The following is an 18406-nucleotide window of genomic DNA, read 5'->3' on the forward strand; positions in this document are numbered from 1 at the left end:
GCCTATCGGCCCGCACCGACATCCTCGGCGGGCGGTTCGTCACACTCAGGTTGTCGGCTGTGCCACTTCGGAGTCTTCCGTGAGGAGCCGCTCCAGGGCGGCCCGGTCCGGCAGGTCCCGCGGTCGTACGACCTCGCCGCTGCGCACGTACAGGAAGGCCGCCGTGACGGACTGCAGCGGGACGCCCTGCTGCTCGGCCCAGGCCAGCCGGTACACGGCGAGCTGGAGCGGGTCGGCGGTGCGGGCGCGGCTGGTCTTCCAGTCGACGATCTCGTACGTCGTGCCCTCGCCGGCGCCGTCGCCGTTTCTGTAGACGGCGTCGATGCGGCCCCGTACGACGCGGCCGGCGAGGGTGAGCTGGAAGGGCGCCTCGATCCGGTAGGGGGTGCGCCGGGCGTACTCGCTGCGTTCGAAGGCTTCCTTCAGGGCTTCCAGATCGTGTTCGTCGGCGATCTCGGCGTCGCTGCCGGGCAGCTCGTCCGGCTCCAGCAGGGGCAGCGTCAGCTCCTCGAAGCGGGCTTCGACCCAGGCGTGGAACCGGGTGCCACGGCGCGCGGCCGGTTGCGGGGGGCGCGGCATGGGGCGCGCGAGCTCCTGCGCGAGCCCGTCCGGGTCCTCGGCCAGGCGCAGCAGCTGGGAGGCGGTGAGCGTGGCGGGCAGCGGGACGTCGGTGACCGCCTGCCGGGCCCGCAGCAGCTCTCCGCTGAGCGCGTCCAGGTCACGGTCCCAGGAGGCGATGGTGCGGGCCTCCTCCGGGGTGAGTCCGGGGTGGCGCAGCGGCTCGGCTGGACGGGGGCGGTGCGCAGGGGCGGGCGCCTGGTGCGGGACGGTCGGCCGGGCCGCGCTCGGGGCGTCCCGGCGGGCAGGGCCGTGAGGGACGGGAGCGTCCTCGTCGTACGGCGGCTCCTCGTCACCGAGCGCGTCCGCACCGTACGGCGGCTCCCCGTCACCAAGGGCGTCCGCACCGTACGGCGGCTCCTCGTCACCAAGGGCGTCCGCGCCGTACGGCGGCTCCTCGCTACCGAGCGCGTCCCCGTCGTACGGGAAGTCCTCGCCCTGTTCCTCGTAAGGAAAGCCGTCCCCGTCGTGAGGGAAGCCCCCACCGTGCTCGTCGTACGGCCCCTCGGCGTAAAGGTCGTCGTCCGGGGGCGGGGGCCAGTCCGGGTCGTCGAGGGCGGCGGGGTCGTGGGCGGCCGGCGGGTGGCCGGTGTCCTGGGCGGCGAGGGCGTCCAGGTGGGCGAGGACGGTGTCGGCGGCCGCCCGGCGGCGGGCCAGGGCGGCGTCGTCCAGCGGGAGCGGCCACACCTGGTCGGCGCCGGCCGTGTGCAGGGCGGGGTTCTCCTCGTCCTCGGCGGGCTCCTCGGCCCACGCCTCGATCTCGCCGTAGCCGGCGGCGCAGTGGTCGTACAGGGCCTGGAGGAAGTCGGAGGGACCGCGCGGTTTCTTCTGGCTGGGTCCCCACCAGTGCCCGGAGCCGAGCAGGAGGGAGCGGGGGCGCGTGAAGGTGACGTAGCCGAGGCGCAGCTCCTCGGTGTGCTGGTGCTCCTTCATGGCCTCGTGGAACGCCTTCATGCCGCGCGCGTCCCAGTCGGCGACGTCGGGCAGGGTGTCGGTGTCGCCGCGCAGCGCGTGCGGCACCACCTTGGCCTGTGCCGTCCACTTCTCACGGCCCTGTGCGCTGGGGAAGGTGCCCTTGACCAGGCCGGGAACGGCCACGACGTCCCACTCCAGGCCCTTGGACCTGTGGGCGGTGAGCACCTTGACGGTGTTCTCGCCGCCGGGCAGGGCGTTGTCGAGGCCCTTCCCGTACTGCGCGGCGGTGCGCAGGAAGCCGAGGAAGGCGAGCAGGGAGGCTTCCGCGTCGCTCGCCGCGAAGGAGGCGGCGATGTCCAGGAAGTTGGAGAGGGTCTCGCGGCGGCGGGCGGCCAGGGCGTGCGGGGACGCCGACAGCTCCACCTCCAGGCCGGTGACGGCGAGGACGCGGTGCAGGACGTCCATCAGCGGGTCGGACAGCGAGCGGCGCAGGTCGCGCAGTTCGGTTGCCAGGCGTGCGAAGCGCACGCGCGCGTCGGGCGAGAACGGCAGCCCGTCGTCGTCCCTGTCGTCCTCCAGGGGGCCTTCGAGGAAGGTGTCGAGGGCGTCGGCGAGCGATATCACCTCCGCCGGGTCGACCCCTTCGACGGCCGCGGCGAGCCGGCGGTCGGCGTCGTCGGGGTCGTCCACGCGCGCGTGCGCGACCAGGAGGCGGGCCCGGCGGCCCAGCAGGGCGAGGTCTCGGGGGCCGATGCGCCAGCGCGGGCCGGTCAGCAGGCGCACCAGGGAGGCGTTGGCGCCGGGGTCCTGCAGGACTTCGCAGACGGCGACGAGGTCGGCGACCTCGGGCAGGTGCAGCAGCCCGGACAGTCCGACCACCTCGACGGGGATGTCGCGGGCGACGAGGGCGCCCTGGATCTGAGCGAAGTCGGTCGCGGTGCGACACAGTACGGCGATCTCGCCGGGGGCCGTGCCGGTGTGCACGAGGTGGGCGATCGAGTCGGCGATCCAGTCGGTCTCCTCGGCGTGGGTGGGCAACAGGGCGCAGCGGACCGTGCCGTCGTGTTCGGCGCCGGGGGCCGGGCGCAGGGCCTCCACGCCCGCGTGCATGGCGCGCAGCGGCTCGGCGAGGCCGTTGGCGAGGGCGAGGAGACGGCCGCCGCTGCGGCGGTTCTCGCCGAGCGCCTGCCGGGTGGCGGGCCGGCCGTCGGGGTGCGCGAAGTGTGCCGGGAAGTCGTCCAGGTTGGCGACGGACGCGCCGCGCCAGCCGTAGATGGCCTGGCAGGGGTCGCCGACCGCGGTGACCGGATGGCCCGTACCGCCGCCGAAAAGGCCGGCGAGCAGGACGCGTTGGGCCACGGAGGTGTCCTGGTACTCGTCCAGGAGCACCACGCGGAACTCCTCGCGCAGGAGCCGGCCCACCTCGGGGATGCGGGCGAGGCGGGCGGACAGCGCGATCTGGTCGCCGAAGTCGAGCAGGTCGCGCTCGCGTTTGGCGGTCCGGTAGCGCCGGACGAGATCGGCCAGTTCTCGGCGGGCGGCGGCCGTCTCGGGGACCTTGCGCAGGTCGGCGTTGCTGAGCTTGGCGCTCTGGAGGGTCCGCAGCAGGTCCGCGTCCCAGGAGCGCAGTTCCTCGGGGTCGACGAGGTGCTCGGCGAGTTCGGAGTCGAGGGCGAGCAGGTCGCTGACGAGGTCGGCGAAGGAGCGGGTCAGCGCCGGGTAGGGGCCGGGGGCCTCGCGCAGCACGCGCGCGGCGAGCTGGTAGCGGGTGGCGTCGGCGAGCAGCCGGGAGGTGGGTTCCAGGCCGAGGCGAAGGCCGTGGTCGGTGAGGAGGCGGCCGGCGAAGGAGTGGTACGTCGAGATGAGCGGCTCGCCCGGCGGGTTGTCCGGGTCGATGACGTCGGGGTCGGTCACACCGGCCTTGATCAGCGCCTTGCGGACGCGTTCGGCCAGCTCACCGGCGGCCTTGTTGGTGAAGGTCAGGCCGAGGACCTGTTCGGGGGCGACCTGGCCGGTGCCGACCAGCCAGACCACGCGGGCGGCCATCACGGTGGTCTTGCCCGATCCGGCTCCGGCCACGATCACCTGCGGGGCGGGCGGCGCGGTGATGCAGGCCGTCTGCTCCGGGGTGAACGGGATGCCGAGGAGCTCTTTGAGCTGCTCGGGGTCGGTGATACGGGCGGGCATGTCGAAAGAGGCTAGCGGCGGGGACTGACAGTCGAGCACGGATCAGCCGCCCGGAGAGGAAGAAGCGCAGGTCAGCGCGTGTGGTGCTGTCCGTCACTCCCGCACCGGCGGTCGGCTCACTCGACCACGTGCCGTCCCTCCGGCCGGGCGCTGCACGAGGCGCGGAACGCGCAGTGGGTGCAGTGCTGGCCGGTGTTCGGTGCGAACCGCTCGTCGAGCACCTTGCCCGCGGCGGTGGCCAGCAGGTCGCCGACCCACTCCCCGGACAGCGGCTCCTGGTTCTGCACCTTGGGCAGGTCGTCGCCTCCGTCGCGCTTGGCGGCACCCTGCCTGAGGTGCACCAGTTCCGCGCCGCCGGGCTCGGGACGCGCGCCGTCGAAGGCCTCGTCGACGGCGCCTTCCCGGACGGCGAGCTGGTAGACGGCGAGCTGGGGGTGGCGGGCCACCTCGGCGGCGCTGGGCGCCTGTTTGCCGGTCTTGAAGTCGACCACGTAGGCGCGGCCCTCGGCGTCCGTCTCCACGCGGTCCATCTGGCCTCGGATGCGGACCTGGTAGTCGCCCGCTTCGAGGGTGACGTCGAAGTCCTGCTCGCTCGCCACCGGGGTGCGCCCGGCGCGGTCCAGCACATGCCAGTTCAGGAACCGTTCGAGCGCCACGCGCGCGTTGTCCTTCTCCTGCCGCGACTTCCAGGGCGCGTCGAAGGCGAGCGCGTTCCACACCGAGTCCAGGCGTTCCATCAGGACGTCGAGGTCGGCCGGACTGCGGCCGGAGGCGACCTCGTCGGCGAGGACGTGGACGACGTTGCCGAAGCCCTGCGCGGCGGTGGCCGGGGCGTCGGCCTTCACCTCGCGGCCCAGGAACCACTGGAGCGCACAGGTGTTGGCGAGCTGGTCGAGGGCGCTTCCGGACAGCACGACCGGCCGGTCGCGGTGGCGCAGCGGCACCTTGCTCTCGGTCGGGTCGTACATGCCCCACCAGCGGTAGGGGTGCGCGGACGGCACCAGCGGACGGCCGTCCTCGTCGGCGAGGGCGGCGAGCCGGGCCAGGCGGCGGGCGGCGGCCTCCCGCAGGGGCTCGGACGCGCGCAGGTCGACCGTGGTGGCGCGCAGCTCGGCGACGAGCGCGGCCACGGACAGCGGGCGCCGGGGACGGCCGGTGACGTCGCGGGGCTCCACCCCGAGCTCGGTCAGGAAGCGGGACGGCTGGTCGCCGTCGTCGGCCGGTGCCTTCACCGCGGTCACGACGAGGCGTTCACGCGCGCGCGTGGCGGCGACGTAGAAAAGGCGGCGCTCCTCGGCGAGCAGCGCTCCGGGGGTGAGCGGTTCGGCGAGGCCGTCCCGGCCGATACGGTCGGCCTCCAGGAGGGAGCCGCGACGGCGCAGGTCGGGCCACAGGCCCTCCTGGACGCCGGCGACGACGACCAGCCGCCACTCCAGTCCCTTGGACCGGTGCGCGGTCATCAGACGGACGGCGTCCGGGCGCACCGCGCGGCGGGTGAGCGTGTCGGCGGCGATGTCCTCGGCCTCGATCTCCTCCAGGAAGTTCAGCGCACCCCGGCCTCCCGTGCGCTCCTCCGCGCGCGCGGCGGTGGCGAACAGCCCGCACACGGCGTCCAGGTCCCGGTCGGCGTTGCGGCCGGCCGCGCCGCCGCGCCGGGCGGCCCGCTCCAGGCGCGCGGGCCACGGCGTGCCCTCCCACAGGTCCCACAGCGCCTCCTCGGCCGTACCACCGCCGGCCAGGCGTTCGCGGGCCTTGCGGAGCAGCGCGCCGAGTCGCTGTGCCCCGCGCGCGTACGCCGGGTCGTGCACGGCGAGGCGCTCGGGTTCGGCGAGCGCCCGCGCCAGCAGTACGTCGGAGGGGGGCGGCACCGGGTTGCCGGCCGCGCGCTCCTCCTCACGCAGGGCACGCCCGAGACGCCGCAGGTCCGCGGGGTCCATGCCGGCGAGCGGCGAGGCGAGCAGGGTGAGCGCGGTCTCGGTGTCGAGCCATGAGGGGACGTCCGGGGGCTGCTCGGCCACACCTTCAGCGGCGGCTTCGTCGGCTGCGGCCTCTTCGGCAGCGGCTGCGTCAACGGCGGCCTCTTCGACCACAGCCTCTTCGACCACAGCCTCTTCGCCGACGGCCTCTTCGGCTGCGGTTTGGTCAGCGACTGCTGCTCCGGCGGCCGCCGGTGCTTCAGCTGCTGCCGGTGCTTCGGCGGCCGTCGCTGCTCCGGCGGCTGCCTCTTCGGCCTCTTCACCGGCCTCGGCGGGCCGTTCGCTCTCCGCCGCGGGATGCTCCGCGTGGGCCCGGGCCTCCGCCGTGGCCACCGCGCGCAGGGCCGTCAGCAGCGGGGTCACCGCCGGCTCATGGCGCAGCGGCAGGTCGTCGCCGTCGATGTCCAGCGGGACGCCGGCCGCGGTGAGGGCGCGGCGCAGCGTCGGCAGGGTGCGGGATCCGGCCCGGACCAGGACGGCCATGTCGCTCCAGGCGACCCCGTCCTCCAGGTGCGCGCGGCGCAGGAGGTCCGCGACGTTGTCCAGTTCTGTACCTGCCGTCGGGTACGTGTAGACCTCCACGCGGCCCCCCTCCCGTACGGCGGCCGGCTCCCGGTGCGCGCGGACCTTCTCGGCGGGCAGCCGGGGCAGCGGCATGCGCCGGGTGATCAGGCGGGTGGCGGCCAGCAGGGCGGCACCGGAGCGGCGCGAGGTGCGCAGCACCTCGACGGGGGCGGGGCGGCCGTCCACGCGCGGGAAGGCCGCCGGGAAGTCGAGGATGCCGTTCACGTCGGCGCCCCGGAAGGCGTAGATCGACTGGTCCGGGTCGCCGAGGGCGACCAGGGTGCGTCCGCCGCCGGCCAGCGCGTGCAGGAGCCGCACCTGGGCGGGGTCGGTGTCCTGGTACTCGTCGACGTACACGGCGTCGTACTGCGCGGCGAGCCGTGCGGCGGTCTCGGGGCGGCGGGCGAGCAGGACCGCACGGTGGACCAGTTCCGCGTAGTCGATCACGCCCTGCAGGTCGAGCACGTCGAGGTACTCGGCGAGGAACCCGGCGGCCGCGCGCCAGTCGGGGCGGCCGATACGGCGGGCGAAGGCGTCCAGCGCGTGGGGACCGAGGCCCAGCTCGCGGCTGCGGGCGAGGACCGCGCGGACCTCGTCGGCGAAACCGCGCGTGGTCAGGCAGGCGCGCAGTTCGTCGGGCCAGCGCACGTGGGTGAGCCCGAGCCGCTCCAGCTCCGGCTGCCCGGCGAGCAGCTCGCGGACGGTGACGTCCTGCTCGGGGCCGGAGAGCAGGCGCAGCGGGTCGGCGAACAGGCCGCTGTCCTGGTGGGCGCGGACCAGGGCGTAGCAGTACGAGTGGAACGTGGTCGCCCGGGGCGCGCGGGCGGCGCCGATCCGCAGGGCCATGCGGTCGCGCAGGTCGACGGCGGCCTTGCGGCTGAACGTCAGCACGAGGATGCGCTCGGGGTCGGCGCCCTGGGCGATCCGCGCGGCCACGGACTCGACGAGGGTGGTGGTCTTGCCGGTGCCGGGTCCGGCGAGGACGAGCAGGGGTCCGCCGCGGTGATCAACCACGGCGCGCTGTGCCGCGTCCAGACGAGGGGGGTCGACGGTGGCCGGCGGGGTACGGACCAGTCGGTAAGCGCCACGGCCTCCCTGCCGCACCTGGAGGTGCGGCAGACGCCTGGTGGAGGAAGAGGAGCTCACGTGATCGGCCGGTCCTGGTGGTTGTGCTGGTGGGCGGGCGGTCACGCGTGCGAGGCGGTGGCCGCGGGGTGAGAGGGACGCGTGCAGCCGACGCTACGCCGCCGCACCGGACGGAATCAGGGCTTCGGCTCCTTCCCTCATGGCTCCGGCGTCACGGGCGTCCCTCACCTCACGAACGTACGTCATGCCACGGATGTCCCCGCTGTCACCCATACGAGCCACAGGCTCTCCCCCGGGGCATCCGATGGCGGAAGCTGTCAGGTGTGACCCCCCGCGTCCGCCCCGCCGTCCCAACGGGCCCGCCGCATGTCGAGTCGCGGCAGATGCCCCTCGGCGCTTCTGGCCGCCTCCTTCAGCGGCGTGCCCTCCGCGCGGTAGTGGGCGAGCGCGCGCAGTTCGTGGCCGGGCAGCAGCGTCCCGTCGGCACGGACGACCCGCCACCACGGCACGGCGCCGCCGTAGAGGGACATCACCCGGCCGACCTGGCGCGGGCCACCTTCCTCGAGCCACTCGGCGACATCGCCGTACGTCATGACCCGTCCCGGCGGAATCCGCTCGGCGACCTCGAGGACGCGCTCGGCGTACTCCGGCAGGGCGTCCGCGTACTCCCCGGGGAGGTCCTCGGCAGGGCTCTGCTCGCTCATTCGTCCCATCCTGCCGCACCCCACCGACATCGCGGCGCGGGCCGCGGGGAGCGGCCCCCTCGCCCCTGGACGCCGCTTCCGGCAGACTGTGCGCCCGCGCATCCGCACCCTGATGCCCGCGAGTGTCGGTGGGGCATGCCACCATCGTGCGGGCGGTGACTGGTGATACGAGACCAAGAAGAGACCATGAAGCAGCAGGGCGTGCACCCCGAGGGCGGGGCGGGCACCCCTGGCGCCACCGCACGCCCCGGCACCGCCGGCGAGGCGGGCAAGGGCAGCGGCGAGGGACTCCGGGACGACACCGGTCCGCGTGACCACGAGGGCACGACGGACGCCGGTCCGGCCAAGGACGACGGCGCCCGGGCGCGTGGCACGCACGCCGGGGCCGGCGAAGGCGAAGACGCCGTCACGCGCGCGCGTGACGGCGGCGAGCGCACACATGACGACGGCGACGACGCCGCCGACAAGGACACCGCTGACAAGGACGCCGCTGACAAGGAGACCGCGGCCTACGACACCGCGGACAACGACACCGAGGGGGCGCACGTCCCGGAGAACTCGCCCCGCGACCACGGACCGGACGCAGACGACGATCCGCACGCCGAAGCCGTGGAGGGCGACGAACCGCTGCTCCCCGCGCGCGTGCACCGCCCCTCCGACCTGATGCGGCTTCTGGTGGGCGTGCTCGCCATCGTCGTGCTGCTCGCGATCGCCGCTTTCGCGCACGGCACCACCTCGGGCCTCGAACAGGACATCAACAAGGGCACCGGGCAGGCCCCCGACCTGCTCATCAAGTTCGCGGGACTGGCGTCCAGCATCGCGATCCTCCTCGTACCGGTCGCCTTCGCGATCGAACGGCTGATCAAACGCGACGGGCTGCGCATCGCCGACGGCGTCCTCGCGGCCGTCCTCGCCCACGGAGTGACCCTCGCGACCGACCTGTGGGTCGCCCGGGCCGCCCCGGACTCGATCCAGGAGGCGCTCACCCAGCCCTCGCCGGGCGACATCCACGCCCTGACCGACCCGGTGCACGGCTATCTGGCACCCGTCATCGCCTACATGACGGCCGTCGGCATGTCCCGCAGACCCCGATGGCGCGCGGTGCTGTGGATCGTGCTGCTGCTCGACGCGTTCTCGATGCTGGTCACGGGCTACACGACCCCGTTCTCGATCATCCTGACCGTGCTGATCGGCTGGACCATCGCGTACGGCACCCTGTACGCGGTCGGCTCCCCCAACGTCCGCCCCACGGGGCAGACCCTCATGGCGGGCCTGCGGCACGTCGGCTTCCACCCCGTCAGCGCAGCTCGCGAGGAGGTCGTGGAGACGGAGAACGGCGACCGCGGCCGGCGCTACTTCGTCACCCTGGAGGACGGCCTGCCGCTGGACGTCACGGTCGTCGACCGCGAGCAGCAGGCGCAGGGCTTCTTCTACCGCGCGTGGCGCAACCTCACCCTGCGCGGCTTCGCCACCCGCTCCAGCCTGCAGTCGCTGCGGCAGGCGCTGGAGCAGGAGGCGCTGCTGGCGTACGCGGCGATCGCGGCCGGCGCCAACGCGCCCAAACTCATCGCCACCTCCGAACTCGGCCCGGACGCCGTCATGCTCGTCTACGAGCACAGCGGCGGGCGCACCCTGGACTCACTGGCCGACGCGGAGATCACGGACGAGCTGCTGCGCAACACCTGGCACCAGGTGCGGGCGCTGCAGTCGCGGCGCATCGCGCACCGCAGACTCGCGGGTGACGCGATCCTGGTGGATCGTTCCGGCAAGGTGATCCTCACCGAGCTGCGCGGCGGCGAGATCGCGGCCGGCGAGCTGTTGCTGCGCATGGACGTGGCCCAGTTGGTCACGACGCTCGGCCTGCGGGTGGGGGCGGAGCGTGCGGTGGCCTCGGCGGTCGGGGTGCTCGGACCCGACGCGGTCGCCGACTGCCTGCCGATGCTGCAGCCGATCGCGCTGACGCGCTCCACGCGCGCGACGCTGCGCCGACTGGCCCGGGAACGCGCCCAGCGCGAACGGGAAGCGGTCCTGGAGGCGTCCCGGCAGGCCAAGCAGGTCCGCCTGGAGGAGGAGTCCGAGACGGACCGGGTCGCCCTCGAAAAGCCCGACAAGAAGACGGTCCGCGCCGAGCAGCGCGCGGAACGGCGGGCGATCGACGAGGCACTCGAAGAGGCCCGCGAGGAGGACCTGCTCAGCCAGATCCGGCACGAGGTGCTGCGGATCAGGCCGCAGGCCCCTGTGGAGCCGGCCCGGCTCGAGCGCGTGCGGCCGCGCACGCTCATCAGCTTCATCGCGGGCGCGATCGGCGCGTACTACCTGCTGACGCAGCTCACCCACATCGAGTTCGGCACGCTGTTCGCGCAGGCCCAGTGGGGCTGGGTGATCGCCGCGGTGGCGTTCTCCGCGCTCAGCTATGTCGCCGCGGCGATGGCGCTGCTGGGCTTCGTGCCCGAGCGGGTGCCGTTCCTGAGGACGGTGGCGGCGCAGGTCGCCGGGTCCTTCGTGAAGATCGTGGCGCCGGCGGCGGTCGGCGGTGTCGCCCTCAACACGCGTTTCCTGCAGCGCGCCGGCGTACGCGCCGGTCTCGCGGTGGCGAGTGTCGGTGCCTCGCAGTTGTTCGGGCTCGGCTGCCACATCCTGATGCTGCTGTCCTTCGGCTATCTGACCGGTACCGAGAAGACGCCGTCGCTGTCGCCTTCCCGGACGGTCATCGCGGGTCTGCTGACCGTGGCGGTGCTGGTGCTCGTGGTGACCTCGGTGCCGTTCCTGCGGAAATTCGTCGTCACGCGCGTGCGGTCGCTGTTCGCCGGTGTCGTACCGCGCATGCTCGACGTGCTCCAGCGTCCGCAGAAGCTCGTCACCGGTATCGGCGGCATGCTCCTGCTGACGGCCTGTTTCGTGATGTGCCTGGACGCCTCCGTCCGGGCCTTCGGGGGCGGCTCGGCCTCCCTGAGCATCGCCAGCGTCGCCGTCGTCTTCCTCGCCGGCAACGCGCTCGGGTCCGCGGCTCCCACCCCGGGCGGCGTGGGAGCGGTGGAGGCGAGCCTCACCCTCGGCCTCATCGCCTTCGGCCTGCCCAAGGAGGTCGCCGCCCCGGCCGTCCTGCTGTACCGCCTGCTGACCCTGTGGCTGCCGGTGCTGCCGGGCTGGCTGGCCTTCAACCAGCTCACCCGCAAGGGGGCCCTGTAAGGGGGTGTTCTGGGGATGCTCTGAGGGGGCTCTGAGGGGGCGCTCTAAGGGGATGCTCCAAGAGGGCGAGCGCGGACAGGACGTGCGCGTGGGGCGTGTGAAGCGCGGGGCGAGTGCGTACCTCATACGGCCCGCGCCCCGCGCGCGCCTCCGGGTGTGCGCCCCCAGGATGGGTCCATGGCGAACCCCTCCCGGCTGCGCGCCGCCGCCCTGACCACGACGGCCGTGCTGCTGTCCGCCCTGCTGGCCGGATGCGGCGCCGGCACCCCCAAGGACGGCGACCTCACGGCGCAGAAGCTGGACTGGAAGGACTGCCCGGCTCCGTCCGAGGCGGAGGGCGGCGGCAGCGCTCCCTCTCCGCTGCCGAACGGCACCACCTGGCAGTGCGCCACCATGAAGGCGCCCCTCGACTGGGGCAAACCGAAGGGCGACACCATCGGCATCGCCCTGATCCGCGCCAAGGCCACCGGCCCCGCGAACAAGCGGATCGGCTCGCTCGTGTTCAACTTCGGCGGCCCCGGCGGCAGCGGCGTCAGCACACTGCCCGCGTTCGGCTCGGACTACGCCGTTCTGGGCACCCGCTACGACCTCGTCAGTTTCGATCCGCGCGGGGTCGGACGCAGCGCGCCGGTGGAATGCGAGAGCGACGCCCAGCTGGACGAGTACTTCCAGCAGGACGCGACCCCCGACAACAGCGCCGAGCGCACCGCGCTCCTGAACCGCACCAAGCAGTTCAACGCGGCCTGCGAGAAGAACTCCAAGAAGATCCTGCCGCACGTGGCGACCACGGACGCGGCCCGTGACATGGATCTGATGCGCCAGGTCCTCGGGGACGCCCAGCTGCACTACTTCGGCATCTCCTACGGCACCGAACTCGGCGGCGTGTACGCCCACCTGTTCCCGAGGAAGGTGGGCCGGGCCGTGCTCGACGCCGTCGTCGATCCCACGCAGGACCCCGAACAGAGCGCGCTCGGACAGGCCAAGGGCTTCCAGCTGGCGCTGGACAACTTCGCCGAGGACTGCACCTCGAAAACCACGGAATGCCCGATCGGCGACACCGCGCAGGACGTGAAGAACCGCATCGCGAAACTCCTGAACGACCTGGAGAAGAAGCCGCTCCCCGGCATCACGCCACGCCAGCTGACCCAGACCGCCGCGACGAACGGCATCGCGCAGGCCCTGTACTCCAAGGACTTCTGGGAGTACCTCACCGAGGGCCTCGAGCAGGCCTACGACGGCGACGGCAAGATCCTGATGCTGCTGTCCGACTCGCTGAACGGCCGCAGCGAGAACGGCGAGTACAGCAACATCACCGCGGCGAACATCGCCATCAACTGCGCGGACCAGAAACCCCGTTACACCGCCGACTTCGTCCAGCAGAAGCTGCCCGAGTTCCGCACCGCCTCCCCGTTGTTCGGGGACTACCTGGCCTGGGGGATGGTCAGCTGCACCGACTGGGCCGTGCCGGGCGCAGCCGACCATCCCGAGGTCAGCGCGCCCGGCTCCGCGCCCATCCTCGTCGTCGGCAACACGGGCGACCCGGCCACACCGTACGAGGGCGCGAAGAAGATGGTGGACGCGCTCGGCAAGGGCGTCGCCGTCGAGCTGACGTACAAGGGCCAGGGGCACGGGGCGTACGACAGCAAGAACAAGTGCGTGCAGAGCGCGGTGAACAGCTACCTGCTCGACGGCAAGGAACCGGCGGCCGGCACGGTCTGTTCCTGACACGGCCGGGGGCTCGGACCCGCCGCGCGGTCGACCCGGTGGTTCGGGCTCCCCTGCCTGTGGGGCCCTGCGGGCACAACGGGTGACCCGTTCGGCGTGGAACGCGATACGACCTGCCACAGCCCGTTCACTGGGAGGTGTGATCAGGCTCGATACGGTGCTCGCAGGCCTCGGCGGAACCCTTGGGGGTGGGCTTCTCGGAGCCACAGCCCACTACACGATCAGAACCCTGGGACAGCGCCGCAGGGACGAGCAATCGGGCCTACAAGCTCAGCGGCACGCCGTGCACAAGCAGTTCATGCAGGTGTGCGCGGCCAGGGACTGGGTGGCCGGGCTGCCGCAGTCGATCAGTGCCTCGGACTCACCTGAGCACCGGCAACGGATCCAGGACGAAGCGGTCAAGCAGAGCGCTGAGTGCCACACCACCTGGGACATTGCCCAGACGGACATCGACAGTGACGAGGTTCGCTCGGCCATGGCCAGGCTTGATCAGGAAGTCGCCACAGTCTTGAGCAAGGTGGCGAAGGGGGACGTCTCCCCGGACCTGAACCTGCTTCTGAAGCGTCTCGACGAGCTGACAGCGGCCGCGAAGCATCGCCTCACCACCCGCCTGAGCCCACGCTCCTCCCCCGTGACACGTCATTGAAGGAGCGGCGGGACCAGAGGCCGCCACGAACCACGGCAACGACCGAAGCCCACGGCATCCGAGCAGCTCAGAGCCGTGGGCTTCGTCAGGTCCGCTGGTCGGCGGGACCCGTGTCAGTAGACCGGCTTGTGCGGTTCGATCTGGTTGACCCAGCCGATGACGCCGCCGCCGACGTGGACGGCGTCGGAGAAGCCCGCGGACTTCAGGACGGCGAGGACTTCCGCACTGCGGACACCCGTCTTGCAGTGCAGGACGATCTTCTTGTCCTGCGGGAGGCCCTCCAGGGCGGTGCCCATGAGGAACTCGTTCTTCGGGATCAGCCTGGCGCCCGGGATGGAGACGATCTCGTACTCGTTCGGCTCGCGGACGTCGATGATCTCGATGTTCTCGCCCTCGTCGATCCACTCCTTGAGCTGCTTCGGAGTGATCGTGGAGTCGGCGGCCGCCGCCTGGGCCTCCTCGGAGACGACGCCGCAGAAGGCCTCGTAGTCGATGAGCTCGGTGACGGTCGGGTTCTCGCCGCAGACCGCGCAGTTCGGGTCCTTGCGGACCTTGACCTGGCGGTACGTCATCTCGAGGGCGTCGTAGATCATCAGGCGGCCGACCAGCGGCTCGCCGATGCCCGCGAGGAGCTTGATGGCCTCGTTGACCTGGATGGAGCCGATCGACGCGCACAGCACGCCCAGGACGCCGCCCTCGGCGCAGGAGGGGACCATGCCGGGGGGCGGGGGCTCCGGGTAGAGGCAGCGGTAGCAGGGGCCGTGCTCGGACCAGAAGACGGAGGCCTGGCCGTCGAAGCGGTAGATCGAACCCCAGACGTACGGCTTGTTCAGCAGCACGCACGCGTCGTTGACCAGGTAGCGGGTCGCGAAGTTGTCCGTGCCGTCGACGATCAGGTCGTACTGGCTGAAGATGTCCATCACGTTGTCGGCCTCGAGCCGCTCCTCGTGAAGGATCACGTTCACGTACGGGTTGATGCCCTTGACGGTGTCACGGGCGGACTCCGCCTTGGAGCGGCCGATGTCGGACTGGCTGTGGATGATCTGGCGCTGCAGGTTCGACTCGTCGACCTCGTCGAACTCCACGATGCCGAGGGTGCCCACGCCCGCGGCGGCCAGATACATCAGCGCCGGCGAGCCCAGGCCGCCGGCGCCCACACAGAGCACCTTGGCGTTCTTCAGCCGCTTCTGCCCGTCCATGCCCACGTCGGGGATGATCAGGTGGCGGGAGTACCTGCGGACCTCGTCTACGGTGAGCTCAGGAGCTGGCTCGACCAGGGGTGGCAGCGACACGGGGACTCCGTTGGTCGGTCAAACAGTACGGTTGTTCTTCCCGTAACACTGCCACGGCCTTTTTCATTCCGAGACACCTGTCCCGATACGCGAGACGATGTCGTCCCAGTAGCCGGGCATCGTCTCCCAGGGGTCGGCGCGGCCACCGTGGCCCGTGCGGTCGGTGAAGTAGATGGTCGCCGCTCCCTGCCAGCGGGCGATGCGCAGCGCCTCCTCCAGGTGGCCGCGGGGCACGCCGTGCACGAAGTGGCAGAAGCGGTCCGGCGGGTAGTCGGCGGTCCACTCGGCGACCTGCGACCAGCGGTAGTCGGACCAGGAGCCGGAGAAGGTCACGAGCTGGTCGGCGGCCTCCGCGTACCCGGGGTGCGGGTGGCTGCCGTGGCCCAGGACGATGTGGGCGGTGCCACTGATCGTCCGGAGTGCGGTGACCGCACGGCGGACCTCGGGGAGCGCCGTGCGGTCGGTGGGGCAGCGGTCCAGCAGGAAGCCGTCGACGCGGTACCAGTCGAGGTGGCGGCGGGCGTCGGAGAGCAGGTCGGTGAAGGCGCGGGAGCCGTGGGTGAGGTCCAGGTGACCGAGGACCCGTACGCCCGCGCCGCGCAGTCTCCCCGCCGCTTCCAGGCAGTGCGGGTCGGGGCGGCTGCCCGGCCCGGCGGCCACATTGAGGACCACCCAGTCCAGCGGGGTGCCGGGGCGGGCGAGTTCGGCCCACTGGGCGGGGGCGACCAGCGGGTGGGCGTAGCCGGGGATGCCGAGGGCGGTGCGCAGGCCGGTGCTCGTGGGGCCTGCTGTGGTGCTGGTCAGATGCGGCATGCCGCCTCCATCCAGATGTCTGCCAGGGACTCTTCGAGGTTGATGCGGGGCCGCCAGCCGAGCCGGTCGCGTGCGGTGCGCACGTCGGCCTGCTGCCAGGTGCCGCAGCCGTCCGGGTACGGGTAGGCGACCGGGGCCACGTGGTCGGAGTCGGGCCGGGGGTGGCCGATGGCGGCGCGCAGCGGTCCGGGCGGTGCGTCGAGTTCGTGCAGGGCGCCGCCGTATCCGGCCACGCGCGCGAGGACGGCTGCGGCGTCGCGGAGGCGCACGGCGCGGCCGGAGCCGATGTTGATGACGCCCTGCGCGGCGGAGAGCGAGGCGGCGTGCACGGCGCGGGCGACGTCGCGTACGTCGATGAAGTCGCGCTGGGCGCCGAGGCCGCCGAGCTTGAGTTCGCCGTCGCCGGACTGCATGGCGCGCCGCATGGCCTCGGCGAGCCGGCCCAGCGGGGAGCCGGCCGGGGTGCCGGGGCCGGCCGGCGAGAAGACCCGCAGGACGACGGCGTCCAGACCGGAGCCGAGGACCAGTTCGGTCGCGGCGAGCTTGCTGACGCCGTACGGGCCGCCGGGGCGCGGTACGGCGTCCTCGGCGGTGGAGGAACCGGGCTGGCTCGGCCCGTACTCGGCGCTGCAGCCGATCTGCACCAGACGGGCGCCGCAGCCGCTGCGGCGCAGGGCTTCGCAGACGGTGGCGACGGCGACGGTGTTGTGCCGGGTGAGTTCGCGGGCGCCGCCGCGGATGGCGCCGGCGCAGTTGATGACGACCCCGGGGTGCACCGCGTCGAGGAAGCGGGTGAGGGCGCCCGGGCTGCCGGTGGCCAGGTCGAAGCGGACGTCGGCGTCGTCGCCGCGGCCGAGCGCGGTGAGCTGGACGGCCGGGTCGGCGAGCAGGCGGTCGGCGACGAACCGGCCGAGGTATCCATTGGCTCCAATCAGCAGGACCCTCATCGCGCGGCCTCCGGGGTGTGCGCGCCGGCCTGAGCGGCGTGACCGACGGGACTCCTGTGACTCAGGGGGTCGGACGCGAGGCTGCCTGGTCCCCGGTGGCGGATGGGGCCAACCGTGGGCTCCCTGGTCCCAAAGGGCTCACTGGGTCCAATGGGCTCAGTGATTCCGATGGGCCCAATGAGCCAGGAACGGTTGGCGGGTCCGCTCGCTCTCACGGTGCCGGCGGATCCGGTGGTCCCCCGGACTCCGGCTCCGGCGGTCCCGGCGACTCCTGCGCCCGCGGCTGCGGCGGACACGCCGGCGGTTCCGGGGGCTCCGGACGCTCCGGGTCGGGAGGTGGTCATCTGGCGTTCTCCTTCAAAAGGGGTGGTGCGGTCGCCTCCGGCGGCGGTCCGGGCCGCGGCGGAAGGTTCACTCGGGGACTCCCGTCGGCGCGTGCGCCGAGGCCTGGGTGAGCGTGCGGCCCGCGTGGAACAGCAGGGCCAGCGCCGCGGTGCCGCAGGCGAGAGCCGGGACGGCGGCCTCGCCCCAGACGTGCACGAGGGTCCGGACGGGTGCCGCCAGGACCGCGCACCCCGGCAGCCTTCCGGCCAGCGGCAGGGCGAGGGCCACCGCCTCCGTGGCCGCCGCGGCCCCGAGCACCACGGCCGGGGCGTGCCGGCGGTGGTGCACGGTGAGCAGACGGGCGAGCAGGAGCAGCGCGCCGAGGGTGAGGGCCTGCGGGAAGGGCGCTGATGCGTGCAGGGCGGCCCCGCACAGCATGAGCAGCGCGGTGAGCGCGCCCAGGAACAGGGCGAACGTGCCGAACAGCAACGGCCTCGCGGCGGCTCTGAAGTCCTCCAGACCCCGGCTGCCGGCGAGCCTGCGGCGGGCGCCTGCGGTGAGCAGGTGGGCACACCAGGCGGCCGGGGCGCAGGCCAGGGTGAGGGCGAGGGCGGGCGCGGTGGCCGTGGGCCAGGGGGCGTCCGGGGCGCCGGTCGGCAGGGCGTCGGGGCCGCCCGTCAGGACGGCGTGGAGCAGGCCGTCGCCGAGGAGGGCGTAGGCGAGGAGCCAGAGCGTCCACGCGCGCGTGGCGTTCGCCGGGTGCCACGCGTGTGTGCCGGACGGGCCGGCGAGCGGGCCGCGGCGCAGTGCGGCCCGCGTGGCGAGGGCGACGGCGAGGATGCCGGCGACGGCGGCCATGAGGCGGCTGTGGCCGTGGGTGAGGCGCAGTCCCGCCACGGTGGCCGTGCCGAGGGCGCCGGGCAGGAGGGTGAGCAGGACCCAGTCGGCGCGGATCCGGGGGGCGGGCGGGGGCTCGGTCTCGGGGCCCTGCTCACCGGTACGCGGCACGCGCGCGTAGAGCTCCTCGGCGAGTGAGAAGACGTCACGGTGGCGGAAGCGGGCGGCGGTCCGGTCGGTGACGCCGTGCGCCTCCAGCCCGGCGGCGATCTCCAGCGGGTCCACGGCCCGCTCGCACAGCTCACGGTGCCGGTGCAGCAGGGTCTTCACGGGATCGGCGGCACCGCGCCGGGGCGCGGCGACGCGTCGCTCGCCCGGCTCGTGGCTGCCCGGATTGCCGTCACGGGCGGGCGGGTTGGTCCGGTCGGTCCGGTTGGTCTTGGTCTGGTCGGTCTGGTCGGTCCACTCTCCCGACCGCGCGTCCCAGGGCTCGGCACCACCGGGTGCCCCGGGCCGGTCCAGCCCGACCGGGGTACCCCCCTCGCTCGGCTCGTCCACCGCGCCTCTCCCGTCTCCGTCCCGT

Annotated in this window: 10 protein-coding genes; 3 read left to right on the forward strand and 7 right to left on the reverse strand. The window is 73.2% G+C overall.

Translation table 11 applies throughout. From position 1 onward, the window contains the following. Positions 1 to 45 precede the first annotated feature (45 nt). The 3 genes from ACZ7HQ_RS23040 to ACZ7HQ_RS23050 all read right to left on the reverse strand — a co-directional run bounded on the left by ACZ7HQ_RS23040 (position 46) and on the right by ACZ7HQ_RS23050 (position 8050). Positions 46 to 3720, reverse strand: coding sequence for a UvrD-helicase domain-containing protein (locus ACZ7HQ_RS23040; RefSeq protein ID WP_470992906.1), 3675 nt, complete (start codon positions 3718 to 3720; stop codon positions 46 to 48). Positions 3721 to 3836: 116 nt separating this feature from the next. Continuing rightward, positions 3837 to 7406, reverse strand: a complete 3570-nt coding sequence (locus ACZ7HQ_RS23045; protein WP_470992909.1) for an ATP-dependent helicase — start codon at positions 7404 to 7406, stop codon at positions 3837 to 3839. 257 nt (positions 7407 to 7663) lie between these two features. After that, positions 7664 to 8050, reverse strand: coding sequence for an MGMT family protein (locus tag ACZ7HQ_RS23050; protein WP_470992914.1), 387 nt, complete (start codon positions 8048 to 8050; stop codon positions 7664 to 7666). 186 nt (positions 8051 to 8236) lie between these two features. On the opposite strand from ACZ7HQ_RS23050, the gene ACZ7HQ_RS23055 reads away from it, so the two are divergent. From ACZ7HQ_RS23055 to ACZ7HQ_RS23065, 3 genes are all read left to right on the forward strand, one after another. Continuing rightward, positions 8237 to 11239 carry a lysylphosphatidylglycerol synthase domain-containing protein gene (locus tag ACZ7HQ_RS23055; protein WP_470992917.1) on the forward strand — a complete coding sequence of 1001 codons (3003 nt, stop codon included), beginning with the start codon at positions 8237 to 8239 and terminating at the stop codon, positions 11237 to 11239. 177 nt (positions 11240 to 11416) lie between these two features. Then, a complete protein-coding gene (locus ACZ7HQ_RS23060) occupies positions 11417 to 12964 on the forward strand; it encodes an alpha/beta hydrolase (RefSeq protein WP_470992920.1) in 1548 nt (515 codons plus the stop codon). 139 nt (positions 12965 to 13103) lie between these two features. Next, on the forward strand, positions 13104 to 13610 hold the full coding sequence (locus tag ACZ7HQ_RS23065; RefSeq protein WP_470992923.1) for a hypothetical protein: 507 nt from the start codon (positions 13104 to 13106) through the stop codon (positions 13608 to 13610). Positions 13611 to 13723: 113 nt separating this feature from the next. On the opposite strand, the gene moeZ is transcribed toward ACZ7HQ_RS23065, so the two are convergent. The 4 genes from moeZ to ACZ7HQ_RS23085 form a co-directional block, all read right to left on the reverse strand. Beyond that, complete coding sequence (moeZ, locus tag ACZ7HQ_RS23070; RefSeq protein ID WP_470992926.1) at positions 13724 to 14902, reverse strand: adenylyltransferase/sulfurtransferase MoeZ; 1179 nt, start codon at positions 14900 to 14902, stop codon at positions 13724 to 13726. Between the two features lie 63 nt (positions 14903 to 14965). Next, positions 14966 to 15715: a spherulation-specific family 4 protein gene (locus tag ACZ7HQ_RS23075; RefSeq protein ID WP_470992929.1), complete on the reverse strand. Its 750-nt coding sequence runs from the start codon at positions 15713 to 15715 to the stop codon at positions 14966 to 14968. Beyond that, positions 15703 to 16662, reverse strand: a complete 960-nt coding sequence (locus ACZ7HQ_RS23080) for an NAD-dependent epimerase/dehydratase family protein (RefSeq protein ID WP_470992932.1) — start codon at positions 16660 to 16662, stop codon at positions 15703 to 15705. Before ACZ7HQ_RS23080 ends, ACZ7HQ_RS23075 begins: the two co-directional genes overlap by 13 nt. 411 nt (positions 16663 to 17073) lie before the next feature. Beyond that, the gene (locus tag ACZ7HQ_RS23085; RefSeq protein WP_470992935.1) at positions 17074 to 18381 is read right to left on the reverse strand and encodes a hypothetical protein; all 1308 of its coding nucleotides are present in this window, start codon (positions 18379 to 18381) and stop codon (positions 17074 to 17076) included. Positions 18382 to 18406: the final 25 nt, after the last annotated feature.

Source organism: Streptomyces sp. NPDC037290 (genome assembly GCF_055603245.1).

Coding starts and splice junctions, on each gene's coding strand:
- ACZ7HQ_RS23040 (WP_470992906.1), bottom strand. CDS start 3,720: ATGCCCGCCCGTATCACCGACCCCGAGCAGCTCAAAGAGCTCCTCGGC.
- ACZ7HQ_RS23050 (WP_470992914.1), bottom strand. CDS start 8,050: ATGAGCGAGCAGAGCCCTGCCGAGGACCTCCCCGGGGAGTACGCGGAC.
- ACZ7HQ_RS23055 (WP_470992917.1), top strand. CDS start 8,237: ATGAAGCAGCAGGGCGTGCACCCCGAGGGCGGGGCGGGCACCCCTGGC.
- ACZ7HQ_RS23060 (WP_470992920.1), top strand. CDS start 11,417: ATGGCGAACCCCTCCCGGCTGCGCGCCGCCGCCCTGACCACGACGGCC.
- ACZ7HQ_RS23075 (WP_470992929.1), bottom strand. CDS start 15,715: ATGCCGCATCTGACCAGCACCACAGCAGGCCCCACGAGCACCGGCCTG.
- ACZ7HQ_RS23080 (WP_470992932.1), bottom strand. CDS start 16,662: ATGAGGGTCCTGCTGATTGGAGCCAATGGATACCTCGGCCGGTTCGTC.